Source organism: Microbacterium sp. 05T445 (genome assembly GCF_056395865.1).
Genome location: NZ_JBFTKJ010000001.1, coordinates 198,239 through 215,910, shown reverse-complemented (window position 1 = coordinate 215,910; position 17,672 = coordinate 198,239). Strand labels below are relative to the sequence as shown.

The window sequence follows — 17,672 nt, the reverse complement described above, 5'->3', positions numbered from 1 at the left end:
CCGTCACGCCGACACGTAGACCCACGCGGCACGCCCGCTCGCGAGGACCACCGAGACGCGCCGGTAGAGGGCGACCTCGTACTCGTCCGACGCGTCGAGCTCCTCCTCGGTCACCTGCAGCGCCACGCCCACGACCTTGTCGAGCGGGTTGCCGGTCTCGCGCACGACGGGGTGCACCGACAGGCCGGACAGGTCGACGACGCGGGTGTCGGCGATCTCGGCGTAGTCGACGGTGTAGCCCGGCAGCACGTCGGCCTCACCGCCGATCAGCCGGCCGAAGATGTCCAGCTGCACGTCGGGGTGCTGCAGCGTGCCGTAGGCGAACAGCAGCTGCGCGGGTGGGGCGGAGCGGGGGGCGTCGTCCACGGGTCTCAGGGTACTCGCGCGGCCTCCGCACCGGCAGGGCGGCGACGCCGGATGTCAGCCGAGCAGGGCGTGGGCGATCGAGAAGATCGCGAGCCCCGCCAGCGCCCCGACGATGGTGCCGTTCAGACGGATGTACTGCAGGTCGCGGCCGACCATGAGCTCGATCTTCTCCGTCGTCTCCTTCGGGTCCCACCGCTCGACCGTGTCGGTGATGATCGACGCGATGTCGTGCCGGTACCGGTCGACCAGGAACACCGCGGCCTCGGTGACCCAGGAGTCCACGCGGCGCTGGAGGGCGGCATCCGTCGTCAGCCGTTCGCCGAGGTCGGCCAGTGCTTCGGCGGCGCGGCGGCGCAGCCCGCTGTCGGGGTCGGCGAGCGAGCGCAGCAGGCCCGTCTTGGCCGTGGCCCACGCCTCGGCGGCGAGCTCGCGCACGCGCGGGCTGTCGAACACCGCGAGCTTCGCGTCTTCGAAGCGCCCGATGGTGGCGGGGTCGTGCTGCAGGTTGCCCGCGAGGCGCGCGAGGTAGCCGTCGATCGCGATGCGGGCGGGATGCCGGGGGTCGGCCCGCACGGCGGCGACGAACTTCACCGCCTCGTTGTAGACGGTGTCGTCGACGAACCGGTGGGCGACCCCGGGCACCCACGCGGGCAGCCGGCGCGAGACGAGGCCCGAGAAGGCGGCGTGGTTGGCGTCCAGCCATGCCGCGATGCTGTCGGCGGCGAGGTCGACCGCGCCGTGGTGGGCGCCGGCGTCGATGATCCGCTCCAGCCACTCGCCCAGCGGGGGACCCCACTCGGGCGCGATCAGATGCTCGCGCGCGAGCTCCTCGATGACGTCGCGCACGTCGTCGTCGCTGAGCGCCCGCAGCACGCTCCCCGCCATCACGGAGGCCTCCGCCGTCACGCGCTCGGCGTGGGCGGGGGTGCGCAGCCAATCGCCGAGCCGGGCGGCCATCGCCGTCTGGTCGAGCTTGGTGCGCACCACGTCGCCGCGCAGGAACTCGGTCTCGACGAACTCGCCCAGCGTCCGGCCGATCTCGTCCTTGCGGCTCGGGATGATCGCGGTGTGCGGGATCGGAATGCCCAGCGGATGCCGGAACAGCGCCGTCACCGCGAACCAGTCGGCCAGCGCCCCGACCATGCCGCCCTCGGCCGCCGCCCGCACGTACGCCAGCGCGGGCACGTCCTGCTGGAACGCGAACGAGAACGCGAAGAGCACGGCCATGAACACCAGCGCACCGAGTGCGACGCCCTTCATCGTGCGCAGGCCACGGCGGCGTTCCTGATCGGCGGGGCTCAGGGCGAGCGGCTCGCTCACCGCGGTGGTCGGCATCCGCGTCATCGGCTCAGTCCTCGATCGGGCCGAGCCAGGCGGTGGCCACCGTGGAATGCGCCGACTCGGGATCGGACGGGTGGAACAGTCCCGCGAGCACGTCGCGGTACAGGCGGCTGAGCTCGTTGGCGGAGAAGTACGACGAGCCGCCCGCGACCAGCACGGCCTCGTCGACGATCGACTTCGCCGCGGTCACGGCGCGGTGCTTGACCCCGGCGAGCAGCGAGAACCAGCGCGCGCCGTGGTCGGCGAGGCCGTCGACGTCGCGCGCGAGCGCCTCGATCTGCGGCGGCAGGGCGTCGTAGGCGAGCGCCATCCCCGCGATGCGCCAGCGGATGTCGGGGTCCTGGCTGTAGGCCTTGCCGGTCCGCTTGGAGGTGCGCCGGCCCGCGGCGTCGACCGCGAGCTCCAGCGCGCGCCGCGCGATCCCGGTGTACACCGACGCGAGCAGCAGCTCGAACACGCTGAAGATGCCGAACACCAGCGGGTCGGGGTTGGGGCCGGGCGCGAGGCGCCGCACGATGCGATCGGCGGGGGCGACGGCATCCCGCAGCTGGGTCGTGCGCGACTGCGTGCCGCGCATGCCCAGCGTGTCCCAGTCGTCGCGCACCACGACACGGCCCGCCTGCACCTCGGAGCGCGGCACGAACGCGTAGACCATGCGCGGCTCGTCGGGCGACGAGGTGTCCAGGCCGTGCAGGCCCAGCTGCGTCCACACCGGGGCCAGCGAGGTGAAGATCTTGGTGCCGGTGAACGCGTAGCCGCCGTCGGGGAGGGGCGCGGCATCCGTCCCGCTCCCGAACAGCACCAGGTCGTTGCCGGCCTCGCTGATCCCGAACGCGAAGACCTCGCCGGCCGCCGCGCCCTCCTGCACGAACCGCAGGTCGTCGCTGCCGCGGTCGGCGAGCACCTTGGCCACGCCCGTCCACACCAGGTGCATGTTGATCGCGAGCGCCGTCGCGGGTGCCGCGCCCGCCAGGCGCTGCTGGAGAGCGGATGCCTCCGCCAGCCCCAGTCCCGCCCCGCCGAGCTCTGCGGGCACCAGGACGGCGAGGTAGCCGGCGGCCTTCAGGTCGGCCAGGTCGTCGTCGGGGAACGTGTTCTCCCGGTCGTGGACGGCCGCCCGCGCACGGAACCGCTCGAGCAGTTCGTCGGGCAGGATCTCGGTGGGGTCGAATCGGGTCACCCCGCCATTCTTGCGCCATGATGTGCCCATGGCGACGCTCTCGGATGTGCTGCACTCGCTCGTCCCGCCCAGCCAGCGGCAGACCGCGGCGGAGGTCACCGAGGCGCTCGACCTCGGTTCGGGCGACCGGGCGGGCAAACGCAGCGGGTTCCTCATCATGCTCACCCTCGCCGGCGTCATCGCGATCGCGGGCGTGCTGACCGACTCGACGGCCACCGTCATCGGCGCCATGATCATCGCGCCGCTGGGCACGCCGATCCTCGCGATCGGGCTCGGCATCGTCACGGGGCACCTCAGCCTCGTGGTGCGCTCGATCCTGTGGGTGCTGTTGGGCCTGGCGATCGTCATCGTGCTGGGCCTGGCGTTCTCGGTGTTCGTCGCGACGCCGCAGAGCCTGGAGACCAACTCCCAGGTGCTCGGGCGCACGTCGCCGAGCTTCATGGATCTCCTGGCAGCGCTGGCAACCGGCTTCGCGGGCGGCTTCGCGATGTGCCGCCGCGATCTCAGCGCCATCCTCCCCGGCGTCGCGATCGCGATCTCGCTGGTGCCGCCGCTGGGCGTCGTCGGCGTGTGCGCCGGCCAGGGCCTGTGGGCGGACGCGCTGGGGGCGCTGTGGCTGTTCCTCTCCAACGTCATCGCCCTCGTGATCGCCGGCAGCATCGTCTTCACGCTCGCCGGGTACGCCACCGAACCGGGATCCTCGCGCGTGGCCAACCGGCGGCGCGCCTATGTCATCGTGAGCGCGCTGCTGCTGGTCATCGCGCTGCCGCTCGCGGCGAACTCGATCGTCTCGGTGGCGCTGGCGCGCTGGTCGGTGTCGATCCAGGATGCCGCGACGCGGTGGCTGAAGGACGACGAGGGAGCGCGCGTCTACACCGTGGAGTGGTCGGGCACCACGGCCACGGTCGCCGTCACCACCGACGACGGGAGGACGCCGCCGATCGACGACCTGCGCGCGGCGCTGGCCGACGAGGTGCCGTCGTACGTCGGCGTCGTGCTCGACGTCGGACAGGGGGTCGAAGTCACCGTCCAGTAGGACAGTCGGATCATGCGAGCCCGGCGAGCAGTGCGGCGATGGTCGCCTCGGGCTTGTCCCGGTGGGGTGAGTGGCCGGCCCCCGCGACCACCGACACGGTGAATCGGGGATTCGGCGCGACCGCAGCCTCCGCCGGCTTGCCGCGGAACAGCGAGTACACCGCGGGATCGGAGGCGATCACGTGCGTGGGCACGGCGACCCGCAGTGCGGCCTCGGTCACGTCCCACCGCTCGTTCTGAGCGCTCGTCTGCTCCACGGCCCACCGGCTCGCCTGTGCCGCCGACAGCGCCTTCAACTCGATGTCCTGGGGGTGCCAGTGCGGGTGCTCGGCGCGCACGGCGGCCGGCGACGGATCGTCGAACGACCGCGTCTGGCTGTCTCGCACGATGTCGCGGTCGTGGTCGGTGAGCGCGATCGCCGGGTCGACCAGAACGAGCCGCCGCGTCCAGGTCGCGTCGGCGGCCGACGCGAGCACGGCCGCCGCGCCGCCCAGCGAATGCCCCACCACGAGGTCCCACGGCCCGCCGTCGTCCGGGTGCGCCGCGGCGACGTCCGTGCCGTACGCCGCCAGCGTGTAGTCCAGCGCACGCGGAGCGGTGCCGTGCCCGCGCAGGTCCACGGCATCCGCTCGCCATCCCGCGTCGGCGAGGGCCACGCCGTAGCGCCACATCAGGGCGCCGGTCGAGCCGAGACCATGGATGAGGAGCGCGCGACGCCCGGCGTCGGCGGCGCCCCACGATACGCGGGGGAGGGCGACAGGGGTGGACATGCGCTCAGCCTAAAGGGGCGCGACTCCGCGCCTCGCGCACGGCAGGATGGGAGCGGAGGTTGGCATGATCTCGACGGAGATGGCCCTCGCGCTGCGCGACGCGGGACTGGTGTGGCACCCGCGCTCGGGCGACAGGTTCCAGCTCGACGAGCCCGAGTTCGAGGCGGACGTCTTCACCGTCAGCGAGATGACGATCGAGCCGCGCGAGTATCCGACCGGGCGCATCCTCGCCTTCAACGGCACCACCGAATGGGCGCTGGATTCCGTCGCCCTCGAAGACGCGCTGTGGCTGCCGCACGAGCACCAGCTGCGGGAGCTGCTGCGAGGGGCATTCCGCGTGCTGCGGCGCCTGCCGGACACGCACGAGGTCGAGATCGCGCTGCATCGCCCCGACGGCACCGAGGAGCGACTGGTGTTCGAGCACCCCGAGCCCGCCGACGCCTACGCGCTCGCGCTGCACGAGATGCTGCGGCGCATCGCCTGAGGGCGGTTAGATCCCGATCGTGAGGGCGGCGGTGTAGCCCGCGTCCACCGAGCCCGACATCGTCGCGAGCTGGTGGATGCCGCCGTCGTCGCCGAACACGTTGTCGCTCTGCAGCGACACCTGAGAGGCGTTGCGCACGCTCTGCTCGTACCCGCTCGTGGCGTACACGGCGCCGTTGGTCTCGGGCGGCAGCGCGATCTGGCTCGTCTTGACGATCGGCCCGGTCGCGACGGCGGTGGCGACATCCTCGTAGATCTCGAAGTGGATGTGCGGCCACCGTCCCGAGTAGCACGCGGGGTAGATCGACGTGAAGGTCACGGTGCCGTTCGCGTCGGTCTCCTGCACGCCTCGCAGGTAGTTCTCGTTCTCGGCGGCACGGCTGTACAGCGAGTAGTTCCCGTCGCGGTCGCAGTGCCACAGGTACACCCCACGGCCCGCGAGTGCCGTACCGGTCGCCGCATCGCGCACGGTGAGCGCGATCGTGAGGGGGATGCCGTCGGCCACCGTCGACGACGAGCCGAAGCTCGCCCGGATGTCGCCGCGCACGATCCCGGAGTCGTCGAGCACGTCCACGCCGTTCGACCCGTCCGCCGGGTAGGGGCCCGCCGTCTCGCCGGGTACCTCGGTGAGGGGACCGGATGCCCCGTCCCCGGCGCTCGCCGACGGCGTCGCGCCCGGCGAGCCAGACGTGGACCCGGTGGCGGCGGCATCCGTGTCCGGCGACGCGCCGCACGCGGCCAGCAGGCTCGTCAACGCCACGCCGCCGAAGATGCCGAGCGCACGGCGGCGGTCGATGAGCGTGCGGATGTCGTAGACGAGGCCGCGGTGGTCCTCGTCGATCGGGTGGCCGTCGGCATCCAGCCACTCGCGGTCGCGCCGGGCGGTGCGGGTCGTGTCGTCGGTGTCCATGCGCCGAGTACAGCGCAGGCATCTCTGCGACGTCTATGGGCGGGCTATGTCTCCGGTACGGCCCGCGAGACCTCAGCGGATCGTGGGCACCGGCTCCGTGTCGGGCATCGGGCTCGCGCCGCGCTCGCGCAGATCGGGGAGACCGCGCACGAACACGACGGCGACCACCAGGCCGAGCGCGCAGAATCCCGCGGCGGCGGCGTACGCGGCGGTGACCCCGCCCGGCCCGTCGATGAGGAAGCCGGCGACCGCCGATCCGGCGGCCGCGCCGATGAGCTGGCCGGTGCCCACCCACCCGAACGCCTCGGGGGTGTCGCTGAACTTCACGCTCGCAGTGGTCACGGCAGACAGTACGGCCAGCGCCGGTGCGATGCCGATCCCCGCCACGAACAGCGTGCCGCCGATCCACCACACGTTGATCCACAGCGAGGTGAGCGCGAGGCCGACCGTCACCACGGTCAGTCGCCGCGCCATCGCCCATGACCCCATCGGCAGATGGCCGAAGGCGAAGCCTCCGGCGAGGCTGCCGATGGAGAACACCGCCAGCACGAGGCCGGCCTCGAGCCCGCCGTGGTCGAACGTGGCCACGACGCTGGCCTCGACCGCGGAGAACGACCCGATGAGGAGGAACCCGATCACGGTCGCCAGGAGGATCGGCGGGCGCGTCAGCACCTTGCCGAGGGCGCGCTTGCTGCGGGGGATCCGCACGCGGCCGACCTCGGGGGAGAGGATGAACCACGTGCCGCCGGCGACCAGGATGACCACGACGAGCGTGAGGCCGACGACAGTACCGGCCTGGGTCGCCACGAAGGTGATGAGCACCGGCGCGAGGATCCAGATGACCTCCTGCAGCGACGCGTCCAGCGAGTACAGAGCGGTGAGCTGCGTGGAGTTGACCATCTTCGCGTAGATGGTGCGAACCGCCGCGACGATCGGCGGGGTGGACATGCCCGCGAGGAAGCCGAGTGCGACGTAGCCGGCGACCGGCACGACCAGGTACGCGATCGCCGAGAGGGAGGCCGCGCACACGATCGTCGTGAGGGTGAGCACGCGGCGCATACCCCACCGGCCCATCCAGCGGCTGGTGACCGGTCCTGCGATGGCCTGGCCGATCGAAAGGGCCGCGAGGACGATCCCCGCGGCGCCGTACGACCCGGTGATCCCCTCGATGTGCAGCAGAATGACGAGGCTGATCATCCCGTTGGGGAAGCGCGCGGTCAGCTGTGCGGCGATGATGCGGGCCACGCCGGGGGTGCGCAGAAGATCCCGGTACCCAGCCACCTGTCAACGCTACGGCACGCGACGCCACGACCGCGACACACGCGACACGCGCGACACGCCGAAGACGTTCTCCACAGGCGAATCGGATGTCGGAGCCCGCGCCTAGCCTCCCGGCTGTGGAGGGATCCCGGCGCGGGGCCGGAAACGCCCGTGATCCCGGCCTTTTCGCAAGGCCTCCGACTGTGGATGAATCCGTGGAGAACCTGTGTTGTACATGGGGAGAACGGTGGAAAATCACACCGATGTAACTACTAGCCCTTGTGGTGCTTATGAATGTCGGTACCCATATGTAGTATTGGACTCCCGGTGGGGGGACTACCGGGAAGAGACACCGGATGCCACCGGGGGAAGCACTGAGGAGACGGAATCGACATGGCGATCACGGTTTACACGAAGCCCGCGTGCGTGCAGTGCACGGCGACGTATCGAGCACTCGACTCCAAGGGGATCGAGTACGAGATCCACGACCTCTCCGAGGACCCGGCGGCCCTCGAGCAGGTCAAGGCCCTGGGGTATCTCCAGGCGCCGGTCGTCATCACCGATGAGGACCACTGGTCGGGTTTCCGTCCCGACAAGATCGACGAGCTCGCGTCGCGTCTGGCCTGACATGTCGGCGGTCGTGGCGCAGCGCGTCGCGACAGACGCGCCGCTGCTGGTCTACTTCTCGAGCGTCTCGGGCAACACCGCACGCTTCATCGAGAAGCTCGGAGCGCGAGCGGTCCGGATCCCGCTTCATTCGACGGATCCGGCGCTCGTGATCGACGAGCCGTACGTCCTCGTGACACCCACCTATGGCGGAGGCCAGGGGCGGGGCGTCGAGAAGGGCGCCGTTCCGAAGCAGGTGATCCGGTTCCTCAACGACGAGCGCAACCGCAGCCTCATCCGTGGAGTCATCTCCACGGGGAACACCAACTTCGGCGAGCACTTCTGTCTCGCCGGCGACATCATCAGCCGCAAGTGCAACGTGCCGCACTTGTACCGGCTCGAGGTATTCGGCACGCCTGAAGATGTGGAACGCGTGAGCGCGGGATTGGAACGATGGTGGAAGCTCTGACGGAGATGGCCTTCAAGACGGAAGCGCGGTTCGAGGGCATGGATTACCACGCCCTGAACGCGATGCTGAACCTCTACGACGCCGACGGCAAGATCCAGTTCGATGCCGACAAGCGTGCGGCGCGGGAGTACTTCCTGCAGCACGTCAACCAGAACACGGTGTTCTTCCACTCGCTCAAGGAGCGACTGGACTACCTGGTCGAGAAGGAGTACTACGAGGGCGCCGTGCTCGAGAAGTACTCGTTCGAGTACATCCAGAAGCTCAACGACCTGGCGTACTCGAAGAAGTTCCGCTTCGAGACCTTCCTCGGCGCGTTCAAGTACTACACGAGCTACACGCTGAAGACCTTCGACGGCAAGCGCTACCTCGAGCGCTTCGAGGACCGCGTCGTCATGACCGCGCTCGCGCTGGCCGACGGCGACGAGAAGCTCGCCACCGCACTGGTGGAGGAGATCATCTCGGGCCGCTTCCAGCCGGCGACCCCGACGTTCCTCAACGCGGGCAAGGCGCAGCGCGGCGAGCTCGTCTCGTGCTTCCTGCTGCGCATCGAAGACAACATGGAGTCGATCGCCCGCGGCATCAACTCCGCCCTGCAGCTGTCCAAGCGCGGCGGCGGCGTCGCTCTGCTGCTGTCGAACATCCGCGAGTCGGGTGCGCCGATCAAGCAGATCGAGAACCAGTCCAGCGGCATCATCCCCGTGATGAAGCTGCTCGAAGACTCCTTCTCGTACGCCAACCAGCTGGGCGCGCGCCAGGGCGCCGGCGCGGTGTACCTCAACGCGCACCACCCCGACATCATGCGGTTCCTCGACACCAAGCGCGAGAACGCCGACGAGAAGATCCGCATCAAGACGCTGTCGCTGGGCGTCGTCGTGCCCGACATCACGTTCGAGCTCGCCAAGAACGGCGAGGACATGTACCTGTTCTCCCCGTACGACGTCGAGCGCGTCTACGGCGTGCCGTTCGGCGACATCTCGGTCACCGAGAAGTACCGCGAGATGGTCGACGACCCGCGCATCAAGAAGACGAAGATCAACGCGCGCGAGTTCTTCCAGACCCTCGCCGAGATCCAGTTCGAGTCGGGCTACCCGTACATCATGTTCGAGGACACGGTGAACAAGGCCAACCCGATCAAGGGCCGGATCAACATGTCCAACCTGTGCTCCGAGATCCTGCAGGTGAACACCCCCACCACGTTCAACGAGGACCTCTCCTACGCCCAGATCGGCAAGGACATCTCGTGCAACCTGGGCTCGCTCAACATCGCCCTGGCGATGGACGGCGGCGATCTCGCGCGGACGGTTGACACCAGCATCCGCGCCCTCACCGCGGTGAGCCAGCAGAGCCACATCGCCTCGGTCCGCTCGATCGAGGACGGCAACGACCGTTCGCACGCGATCGGCCTGGGCCAGATGAACCTGCACGGCTATCTCGCCCGCGAGCACGTCTACTACGGGTCGGAGGAGGGTGTCGACTTCACGAACATCTACTTCTACTCGGTGCTGTTCCACGCCCTGACCGCGTCGAACAAGATCGCGATCGAGCGCGGCGAGACCTTCGACGGGTTCGCCGACTCGACGTACGCGTCGGGCGAGTTCTTCGACAAGTACATCGACCAGGAGTGGGTCCCGGCCACGGCCAAGGTCGCCGAGATGTTCGCCGGCCACCACATCCCCACGCAGGACGACTGGCGCGCGCTCAAGGCGTCGATCCAGGAGCACGGCATCTACAACCAGAACCTGCAGGCGGTGCCGCCGACCGGCTCGATCTCGTACATCAACAACTCGACGTCGTCGATCCACCCGATCGCGGCCAAGATCGAGATCCGCAAGGAAGGCAAGCTCGGCCGCGTCTACTACCCGGCGGCGTTCATGACGAACGACAACCTGGAGTACTACCAGGACGCGTACGAGATCGGCTACGAGAAGGTCATCGACACGTACGCCGCCGCCACCCAGCACGTCGACCAGGGCCTGTCGCTCACGCTGTTCTTCAAGGACACCGCGACCACGCGCGACATCAACAAGGCCCAGATCTACGCCTGGCGCAAGGGGATCAAGACGATCTACTACATCCGCCTCCGCCAGATGGCGCTGGAGGGCACCGACATGAGCGAGTGCGTCAGCTGCACGCTGTGATCACCGGTCGTTGAGCGAGCGCAGCGAGACGAAACGCGAAGAGAGAGAAAGATGAGCGAGAAGCTCCAGCTCCTGGACCACGTCCAGGCCATCAACTGGAACCGCATCCAGGACGACAAGGACCTCGAGGTGTGGAACCGCCTCGTGAACAACTTCTGGCTGCCCGAGAAGGTGCCGCTGTCCAACGACATCCAGTCGTGGAACACGCTCACCCCCGAGGAGCAGACCCTCACGATGCGGGTGTTCACAGGGCTCACGCTCCTCGACACCATCCAGGGCACGGTGGGCGCGGTGTCGCTCATCCCCGACGCGATCACGCCCCACGAGGAGGCCGTCTACACGAACATCGCGTTCATGGAGTCGGTCCACGCCAAGTCGTACTCGTCGATCTTCTCGACGCTGTGCTCGACGAAGGAGATCGACGAGGCGTTCCGCTGGTCGGTCGAGAACGAGAACCTTCAGAAGAAGGCTCAGATCGTCATGGAGTACTACCGCGGCGACGAGCCCCTCAAGCGCAAGGTCGCCTCGACCCTGCTCGAGTCGTTCCTGTTCTATTCGGGCTTCTACCTGCCGATGCACTGGTCGAGCCGCGCCAAGCTCACCAACACGGCCGACCTCATCCGCCTCATCATCCGTGACGAGGCCGTGCACGGCTACTACATCGGCTACAAGTTCCAGCGCGGACTCGAGACGATGAGCCAGGCCAAGCGCGACGAGATCAAGGACTACACGTTCTCGCTGCTCTACGAGCTCTACGACAACGAGGTGCAGTACACGCAGGACCTCTACGACGGCGTCGGCCTCACCGAGGACGTCAAGAAGTTCCTGCACTACAACGCCAACAAGGCCCTCATGAACCTGGGCTACGAGGCGATGTTCCCCTCGACCGTGACGAACGTGAACCCGGCGATCCTGTCGGCTCTGTCGCCGAACGCCGACGAGAACCACGACTTCTTCTCGGGGTCGGGCTCGTCGTACGTCATCGGCAAGGCCGAGGCCACCGAGGACGAGGACTGGGACTTCTGAACGAGGTTCTGGCGGACTGAGCACCGGACGGTCCACGCAGCTCCGCGCTGCGTGGACCGTCCTCTTGCGGTAGTGGGGCCTGGCGCCCCCGCGGCATCCCCGCCACGATGGACGTACGATTCTGAGTCCGCAGAGCCGCGGGAGGTCTTCGTGGATGCCGCGTCCGCCGTCACGCATCGAACGATCGTCCTCGTCGGAGCCGCGGGCTCCGGCAAGACCACGCTGACCGAGGCGCTGCTCCACCGCGCCGGCGCCATCCAGAGGATGGGGAGCGTCGAACAGGGCACAACCGTGTCTGACTTCGAGCCGGAGGAAGCCGCGCGCGGCGTGTCACTGGGCCTCTCCCTCGCCTACCTGGACTGGCGCGGAGAAGACGGATCCGCCTACGCGCTGACGCTTGCCGACACCCCGGGGCATCCGGATTTCATCGGAGCCGTGGACTCCGCGCTCTCGGTGGCCGACGTCGCGGTGGTCGTGGTGAGCGCGGTGGACGGCGTGACCGCGGGAACGAACGCGGTCTGGGCTGCTGCGGACGCCGCGGGTGTCCCGCGCATCGTGGTCGTGACGCAGGAGGACCGTGCGCGCGCCGACTTCCGACGCGTCCTCGACGACCTGCGCAGCACCTTCGGCACGCGTCTGGTCCCTCTGGAGCTTCCGGTCGGAGAGGAACAGGGGTTCCACGCGATCGCCGATGTGCTCGGCGAGGATCTGCTCGTGTACGACGCCGCGGGGCGCCACCGGACGGAGGCCATTCCCGCTGAGATCGCCGACGAGGAGCACCGCCTCCACCAGGACGCGACCGAGGAGATCGTGTCGCACGACGACGCGCAGCTGGAGGCCTACCTCGACGGCGACGAGCCGTCGCCGCGCGATCTCGGCCGCACACTGGCGAGGGAGGTGGCCGCGGGCGAGGCGGTCCCGGTGCTGCTGTGCTCGGCGATCACGGGCACCGGCATCGACCGCATCGCAGACCTGTTGTGCGAGCTCGCGCCGCCACCCGGCACGCGCGACGGCGTCATCCGCATCGGTGTCGACGATTCGGGCGGGGGCGGCACACTGCAACCGGTCGCGATCGATGCATCCGGTGAGCCGCTCGTGCACGTCTTCCGCACTCTCGCCGACCCGTTCCTCGGGCAGGTCGCGATGCTGAAGGTGCTGTCCGGCGTCCTGCGGCCCGGTGATCGGCTGCACAACGCGACGACCGGGGTCGACGAGCGCATACCGGCCCTGTTCCGACTGCGTGGTTCGGAGCACCTCCCTGCCGACTCGCTGCGTGCCGGCGATGTGGGCGCGGTGGCCAAACTCGCCGGAACCCCCGCAGGTTCCCTGCTGTGGACCAGAACCCGCGCCGGTGCACGGCCCGCGCCGCTGCCCGATCGTCACCCTGTCTATGCGGTGGGCCTCGAACCCGTGTCGCAGTCCGACGACGTCAAGCTGTCGACCGCGCTGGCGCGGCTCGTGTCGGACGATCCGACGCTGATCGTGGACCGCACCGGCGGAGCGACAGTGCTTCGCGGGCTCGGCGACGCGCACGTCGCCGTCGCCGTCGAGCGCCTCGCGCGGGTGTTCGGCGTCCACGTCGTGACCTCGCCTGCGCCCGTCGCGTACCGCGAGACGATCGCCGGCACCGCGAGCGCCGAGGGCAGGCTCAAGAAGCAGTCGGGCGGCCACGGGCAGTTCGCCGTGGTGCAGCTGCGGCTCTCGCCTCTCGCGCCCGGCGGAGGGTTCGAGTTCCAGGACTCCGTCGTCGGCGGTGCGGTGCCGCGGTCCTACATCCCGGCCGTCGAGAAGGGCGCGCGCGAGGCGCTGGCGACAGGCGGGCCGCAGGGACACCCTGTGGTCGATGTGCGGGTGGAGCTGTACGACGGGAAGGCGCACTCCGTCGACTCGTCCGAGATGGCCTTCCGCACCGCCGCCTCACTGGGGGTGAAGGCGGCGCTCGCGCAAGCGGGCACCGTGCTCCTCGAGCCGGTGTCGAGTGTCACGGTGACGGTTCCGACAGCGATGCAGGGCGCCGTGCTCACGGACCTCGCCAGCCGCAGAGGTCGCGTCGGATCGACCGAACGGAGCGACGACGGCCGTGCGCGGATCAGGGCGACGGTCCCCGACGCGGAACTGACCCACTATGTGCTCGATCTGCGTTCGCTCACCGCGGGCCATGCCGAACTCGAGGTCGCTCCTGAACGATACGAGCCGACGAGTGCCAGCAGATGATCTCGACGTCCGCGACGAGAGGACGCCCATCGCCGCGAGCGGACCAGCAGGCCCTTCCGGATCGACCCGCTGCGGCGCCTAGGCAGGAGACCTTGTGGGGCTCTAGGCTGACCGCGATGCCCCTGCTGATCTCCCTCGCTCTCCTGGCACTCATGGTCGCCGCGCTCATCGACATCATCCGCCGTGACGAATGGCAGGTGCGTCACCTCCCCAAGATGGGATGGGTGATCGTCGTCATCCTGCTGCCGCTCATCGGAACGCTGCTCTGGTTCACGATCGGACGCGTCTACCCCGAGGACGGGCCGCGTCTGCCGCGCGCGTCTCGGGAGGTCGCGCGCGCTCCTGCGCCGCCGGCGCCTCGCGACATCCGCAGCACGGAGCAGCAGCTCGCCGACCTCGAGCGCGAGATCGAGGAGGATCGCCTGCGAGCCGAGCTCAGGCGTCGTCAGAGTGAAGGCGACGATCGCGCGCGGGGCGTGTAGCGGCCGCCATCCGATCGCCGACGCGGTGAGCGTCAGCCCTGGAGCGGTGCTGTCGACGACCGGACGATGAGCGTCGTGGACAGCTCGGTGCGCGCGGCGGGGTGCTGGCCGGCGCGCACCCGGAGGATGACGTCGACGGCGGCGCTCCCCATCTGTGCGAGGGGCTGGCGGATCGTCGTCAGCGGCGGGTCGATCCAGGACGAGTGGGGGAGGTCGTCGAAGCCGATCACCGACACGTCGTCGGGGATCCGCAGGTCGCTCTCGCGGAGGGCGCGGATGGCGCCGAGGGCGCTGTCGTCGCTCGCGGCGAAGATCGCCGTCGGCCGGTTCTCGCGGGTGAGGAGCATCCGGGTCGCGTCGTAGCCCTGATCGACCCCGTAGTGGGTTCGGATGATCAGCCCCTCGTCGACGGTGATGCCCGCCTGCTGCAGTGCCGCCTGGAAGCCGGCCAGACGCGCGATCCCGTTGTCCTGGTCCAGAGGCCCGGTGATGGTCGCGATACGGCGATGACCCAGGTGGACCAGGTGCTGCGCGGCGTCGAACGCGCCCTGGAAGTTCGTCGCCGCGATGGAGAACGTGCCCTCGGGCACGCGGCGCAGCGGATCCACGACCACCAGCGGGATGCCGGCCTCCGCGAGCTGCTGGCGCGCCTTTTCGCTCGGCACCGCGACGACGCTCAGGACGCCGTCCGAACCGCGCTCGAGGGCGTGCGCCACCCAGTCGTCGCAATCGTCGGGGTCGGGCTCGACGGTGAGGACGAGGTCCTTGCCGTGGCTCTTCGCCGCCTCGGCGGCGCCCCGCACGACCGCCTCCGACCACGCCTGATCGAGGTTGACCACGCGCATGTCGAGGAATCCGGTCGCCATGCGTGGCCGCATCCGGATCTCGTACCCGTGACGCTCGAGGACCGCAGCGACGCGATCGCGGGTGGCGCGGGCGACGTCGGGGCGTGAATTGAGCACCTTCGAGACGGTCGGGACCGACACTCCTGCTTCGGTCGCGATCTGTGCGAGCTGGACGACCATGGTTCCCTTCGACGAACTTTCCGAAATGCTAGCGCCAATCGTTACCCAATCTCGACTGATTTCACGGGCCTCCGCTGGACTCGGCGGCGCTTGGCGTTCTATAGTCTCTCAGAAAGTGATGCGAAATTTCGAGTTCGCATTTCGAAACACGAAGGAGTGAGCATGCAAAGGTCGCGAGTCACCGCGGTCACGGCGCTGGCGCTGGGCGCCGCCCTGGTCCTTTCCGGATGCGGTCGCGGAGCCGACGGCACTGCGGACGGATCGGGTTCGACCGGCCCCGCCGCTGAGGGCGAGGCCAAGGGCGTCGTCGAGATCTGGACCGCAGGCGGCCACGCCGAGAACCTTGAGAAGCTCGTGAAGCCGTGGCTGAAGGCGAACCCGGATGCCTCGGTCAAGGTCACCGACGTACCGTGGGACCAGGTCATCACCAAGGCGCAGACGGCGACCGCCGCCGGCACCGGCCCCGACATCATGATGACCGGCTCCGACCAGACGGCAACGGTGATCGGCATGGGCGCCTTCGAGGGCGTGCCGGACGGCGTCTACGACACCGACGACTTCTACCCGGCAGCCGTGGACTCGGTCACCGGCGAGGATGGCGAGTACGCGATGCCGTGGTACGTCGAGACCCGCTTCCTCTTCTACCGCAAGGACATCGCCACCGAGCTCGGGCTGTCGGCCCCGACGACGTGGGAGGAGACCCAGGCGATGGCCGCGGCCTTCACGTCCCGTCCGGGCGGCACCTACGGCTTCAGCCTGCCCAAGCCCACCGAGCAGCCCGCGCAGGTCATCGTGCCGTTCGACGCGCAGGCCGGCGGGTCGATGACCGACGGCGACGCGTGGACGATCGACACCCCCGAGTTCATCGAGGCGCTCGACTACTACGGCGGCTACTTCCAGCGCGGCGAGGCGCCACTGGGCGACTCCGACGCGACGTTCGAGAACGGTGGCACGCCGATGTTCATCTCGGGTCCGTGGATGCTCGACATCTACCAGGAGGAGATCGAGAAGGGCACCGCGCCCGAGGGCTTCACGATGGACTCCGTCGGCTACACCGTCTCGCCCGAGGGTCCCGGCGGCAACAACGACCAGTACATCGGTGGCGGCAACCTCGGCGTGTTCTCGGCATCCGACAACAAGGCTGCAGCGTGGTCGCTGCTGTCGTGGATCGGTGAGCAGGACCAGCAGGAGGCGTGGTACGACCTGCAGGGCGAGCTTCCGGCCAACGTCGCCGCGGCGGAGTACGAGCCGATCCAGGACAACCCAGTCACCAAGACGCTGACCGAGCAGCTGGCGAACACGGTCGCCACGCCGAACTACCCGGCGTGGTCGCAGATCTCGGACCTCATCAGCAAGTACTCCGAGCAGGTCGCCCGTGGCGAGATCACCGGCGCCGAGGCGGCGAAGGAGATCCAGGCGCAGGCCGACAAGATCGGCTTCGGCTGGTGACAACCACAGCAGCGCGGCCGGGGAAGGTCCCTTCCCTGGCCGCGCAGCGGCGGCGATCCGCCGCCATCGCCTGGGTCTTCGTCGCGCCGTTCGTCCTGACGTTCGGGGTCTTCGGGATGATCCCGCTCGTCAGCTCGCTGGCCATGGCGTTCACCGACCTCAGGGCGCGGGACATCCGCAACCCGTTCAACGTGAACTTCGTCGGGTTCGAGAACTTCATCACGGTGCTCACCGATCCGACGTTCCAGCGGGCGCTGCTGAACACGCTGATGTTCGTCGTGGTCGGCGTGCCGACCACGCTGTTCCTCGCGCTGGTGCTCGCGGTCCTCCTGAACTCGGTGAGTCGCAAGGTCGCCACGTTCTTCCGGGTGGGCTACTACATGCCGGTCATCACGACCATCGTCGCGGTGGCCGTGGTGTGGCGGATCATGTACCAGAACACCGGCGTGATCAACACGATGCTCGGTTGGATCGGCATCTCCGGGCCGAACTGGCTGAGCGACCCGAACACCGCCCTGCTCGCGATCACGATTATGGCGATCTGGCGCAACATCGGCGCATCCATGGTCATCTTCCTCGCCGGTCTGCAGGCGATCCCCTCCGACGTCAACGAGGCGGCCGACATCGACGGTGCGAACTCGCGGCAGAAGTTCTTCCGCATCACGATCCCGATGATGATGCCGACGATCCTGTTGAACTCGATCCTCGTCACGACCGGGTACATGCAGTTCTTCGACGAACCGTTCGTGATGACCAACGGCGGACCGCTGGATTCGACGACGTCGATCGCCCTGCAGGTCTACAACCAGTTCACGTACGGCAACTACTCGGTCGGAGCAGCCGGCGCCTACGTCCTGTTCGCGCTCGTGGGCATCCTCGCGCTCGTGCAGTTCCGCTTCTTCCGCCAGAGGACCTGAC

The 17,672-nt window shown here is 68.9% G+C and carries 17 protein-coding genes; 10 read left to right on the top strand and 7 right to left on the bottom strand.

Annotated elements, in window-relative coordinates; genetic code table 11:
* Positions 1 to 3 precede the first annotated feature (3 nt).
* The 3 genes from AC1DDU_RS01020 to AC1DDU_RS01010 are packed head-to-tail and all read right to left on the bottom strand — an operon-like array spanning position 4 to position 2,887.
* The gene (locus AC1DDU_RS01020) at positions 4 to 366 is read right to left on the bottom strand and encodes a gamma-glutamylcyclotransferase family protein (protein ID WP_477430770.1); all 363 of its coding nucleotides are present in this window, start codon (positions 364 to 366) and stop codon (positions 4 to 6) included.
* 54 nt (positions 367 to 420) lie between these two features.
* Positions 421 to 1,710, bottom strand: a complete 1,290-nt coding sequence (locus tag AC1DDU_RS01015) for a DUF445 domain-containing protein (RefSeq protein ID WP_477430769.1) — start codon at positions 1,708 to 1,710, stop codon at positions 421 to 423.
* 4 nt (positions 1,711 to 1,714) lie between these two features.
* Positions 1,715 to 2,887, bottom strand: coding sequence for an acyl-CoA dehydrogenase family protein (locus tag AC1DDU_RS01010; protein WP_477430768.1), 1,173 nt, complete (start codon positions 2,885 to 2,887; stop codon positions 1,715 to 1,717).
* Between the two features lie 28 nt (positions 2,888 to 2,915).
* Here AC1DDU_RS01010 and AC1DDU_RS01005 point away from each other — a divergent pair, with 28 nt between their 5' ends.
* Positions 2,916 to 3,923, top strand: a complete 1,008-nt coding sequence (locus AC1DDU_RS01005; protein ID WP_477430767.1) for a TIGR00341 family protein — start codon at positions 2,916 to 2,918, stop codon at positions 3,921 to 3,923.
* A 10-nt stretch (positions 3,924 to 3,933) separates the two neighbouring features.
* On the opposite strand, the gene AC1DDU_RS01000 is transcribed toward AC1DDU_RS01005, so the two are convergent.
* A complete protein-coding gene (locus AC1DDU_RS01000; protein ID WP_477430766.1) occupies positions 3,934 to 4,692 on the bottom strand; it encodes an alpha/beta fold hydrolase in 759 nt (252 codons plus the stop codon).
* Between the two features lie 64 nt (positions 4,693 to 4,756).
* Between AC1DDU_RS01000 and AC1DDU_RS00995 the strand changes: the two genes are divergently transcribed.
* Positions 4,757 to 5,176: a pilus assembly protein CpaE gene (locus tag AC1DDU_RS00995; RefSeq protein WP_477430765.1), complete on the top strand. Its 420-nt coding sequence runs from the start codon at positions 4,757 to 4,759 to the stop codon at positions 5,174 to 5,176.
* Positions 5,177 to 5,182: 6 nt separating this feature from the next.
* Here the strand turns inward: AC1DDU_RS00995 and AC1DDU_RS00990 are convergent, their stop codons facing one another.
* Positions 5,183 to 6,085, bottom strand: a complete 903-nt coding sequence (locus tag AC1DDU_RS00990; protein WP_477430764.1) for an intradiol ring-cleavage dioxygenase — start codon at positions 6,083 to 6,085, stop codon at positions 5,183 to 5,185.
* A gap of 72 nt (positions 6,086 to 6,157) precedes the next feature.
* Complete coding sequence (locus tag AC1DDU_RS00985) at positions 6,158 to 7,366, bottom strand: MFS transporter (RefSeq protein ID WP_477430763.1); 1,209 nt, start codon at positions 7,364 to 7,366, stop codon at positions 6,158 to 6,160.
* A 372-nt stretch (positions 7,367 to 7,738) separates the two neighbouring features.
* On the opposite strand from AC1DDU_RS00985, the gene nrdH reads away from it, so the two are divergent.
* The 6 genes from nrdH (at position 7,739) to AC1DDU_RS00955 (ending at position 14,280) form a co-directional block, all read left to right on the top strand.
* Positions 7,739 to 7,972: a glutaredoxin-like protein NrdH gene (gene nrdH / locus AC1DDU_RS00980; RefSeq protein WP_116196298.1), complete on the top strand. Its 234-nt coding sequence runs from the start codon at positions 7,739 to 7,741 to the stop codon at positions 7,970 to 7,972.
* Position 7,973: 1 nt separating this feature from the next.
* Positions 7,974 to 8,420, top strand: a complete 447-nt coding sequence (gene nrdI, locus AC1DDU_RS00975; RefSeq protein WP_477430762.1) for a class Ib ribonucleoside-diphosphate reductase assembly flavoprotein NrdI — start codon at positions 7,974 to 7,976, stop codon at positions 8,418 to 8,420.
* A 5-nt stretch (positions 8,421 to 8,425) separates the two neighbouring features.
* Positions 8,426 to 10,558, top strand: coding sequence for a class 1b ribonucleoside-diphosphate reductase subunit alpha (nrdE, locus tag AC1DDU_RS00970; protein WP_477433385.1), 2,133 nt, complete (start codon positions 8,426 to 8,428; stop codon positions 10,556 to 10,558).
* A gap of 51 nt (positions 10,559 to 10,609) precedes the next feature.
* Positions 10,610 to 11,584: a class 1b ribonucleoside-diphosphate reductase subunit beta gene (nrdF, locus tag AC1DDU_RS00965; RefSeq protein ID WP_477430761.1), complete on the top strand. Its 975-nt coding sequence runs from the start codon at positions 10,610 to 10,612 to the stop codon at positions 11,582 to 11,584.
* 150 nt (positions 11,585 to 11,734) lie between these two features.
* Positions 11,735 to 13,798 (top strand): elongation factor G, encoded by a 2,064-nt coding sequence (locus AC1DDU_RS00960; RefSeq protein WP_477430760.1) that lies wholly within the window; start codon positions 11,735 to 11,737, stop codon positions 13,796 to 13,798.
* 116 nt (positions 13,799 to 13,914) lie between these two features.
* Positions 13,915 to 14,280: a PLD nuclease N-terminal domain-containing protein gene (locus tag AC1DDU_RS00955; RefSeq protein WP_477430759.1), complete on the top strand. Its 366-nt coding sequence runs from the start codon at positions 13,915 to 13,917 to the stop codon at positions 14,278 to 14,280.
* Positions 14,281 to 14,312: 32 nt separating this feature from the next.
* On the opposite strand, the gene AC1DDU_RS00950 is transcribed toward AC1DDU_RS00955, so the two are convergent.
* The gene (locus AC1DDU_RS00950; protein ID WP_477430758.1) at positions 14,313 to 15,305 is read right to left on the bottom strand and encodes a LacI family DNA-binding transcriptional regulator; all 993 of its coding nucleotides are present in this window, start codon (positions 15,303 to 15,305) and stop codon (positions 14,313 to 14,315) included.
* A gap of 162 nt (positions 15,306 to 15,467) precedes the next feature.
* Between AC1DDU_RS00950 and AC1DDU_RS00945 the strand changes: the two genes are divergently transcribed.
* Together AC1DDU_RS00945 and AC1DDU_RS00940 are read left to right on the top strand one after the other, a co-directional pair.
* Positions 15,468 to 16,754 (top strand): extracellular solute-binding protein, encoded by a 1,287-nt coding sequence (locus AC1DDU_RS00945; protein WP_477430757.1) that lies wholly within the window; start codon positions 15,468 to 15,470, stop codon positions 16,752 to 16,754.
* The gene (locus AC1DDU_RS00940) at positions 16,751 to 17,671 is read left to right on the top strand and encodes a carbohydrate ABC transporter permease (RefSeq protein ID WP_477430756.1); all 921 of its coding nucleotides are present in this window, start codon (positions 16,751 to 16,753) and stop codon (positions 17,669 to 17,671) included. Before AC1DDU_RS00945 ends, AC1DDU_RS00940 begins: the two co-directional genes overlap by 4 nt.
* Position 17,672: the final 1 nt, after the last annotated feature.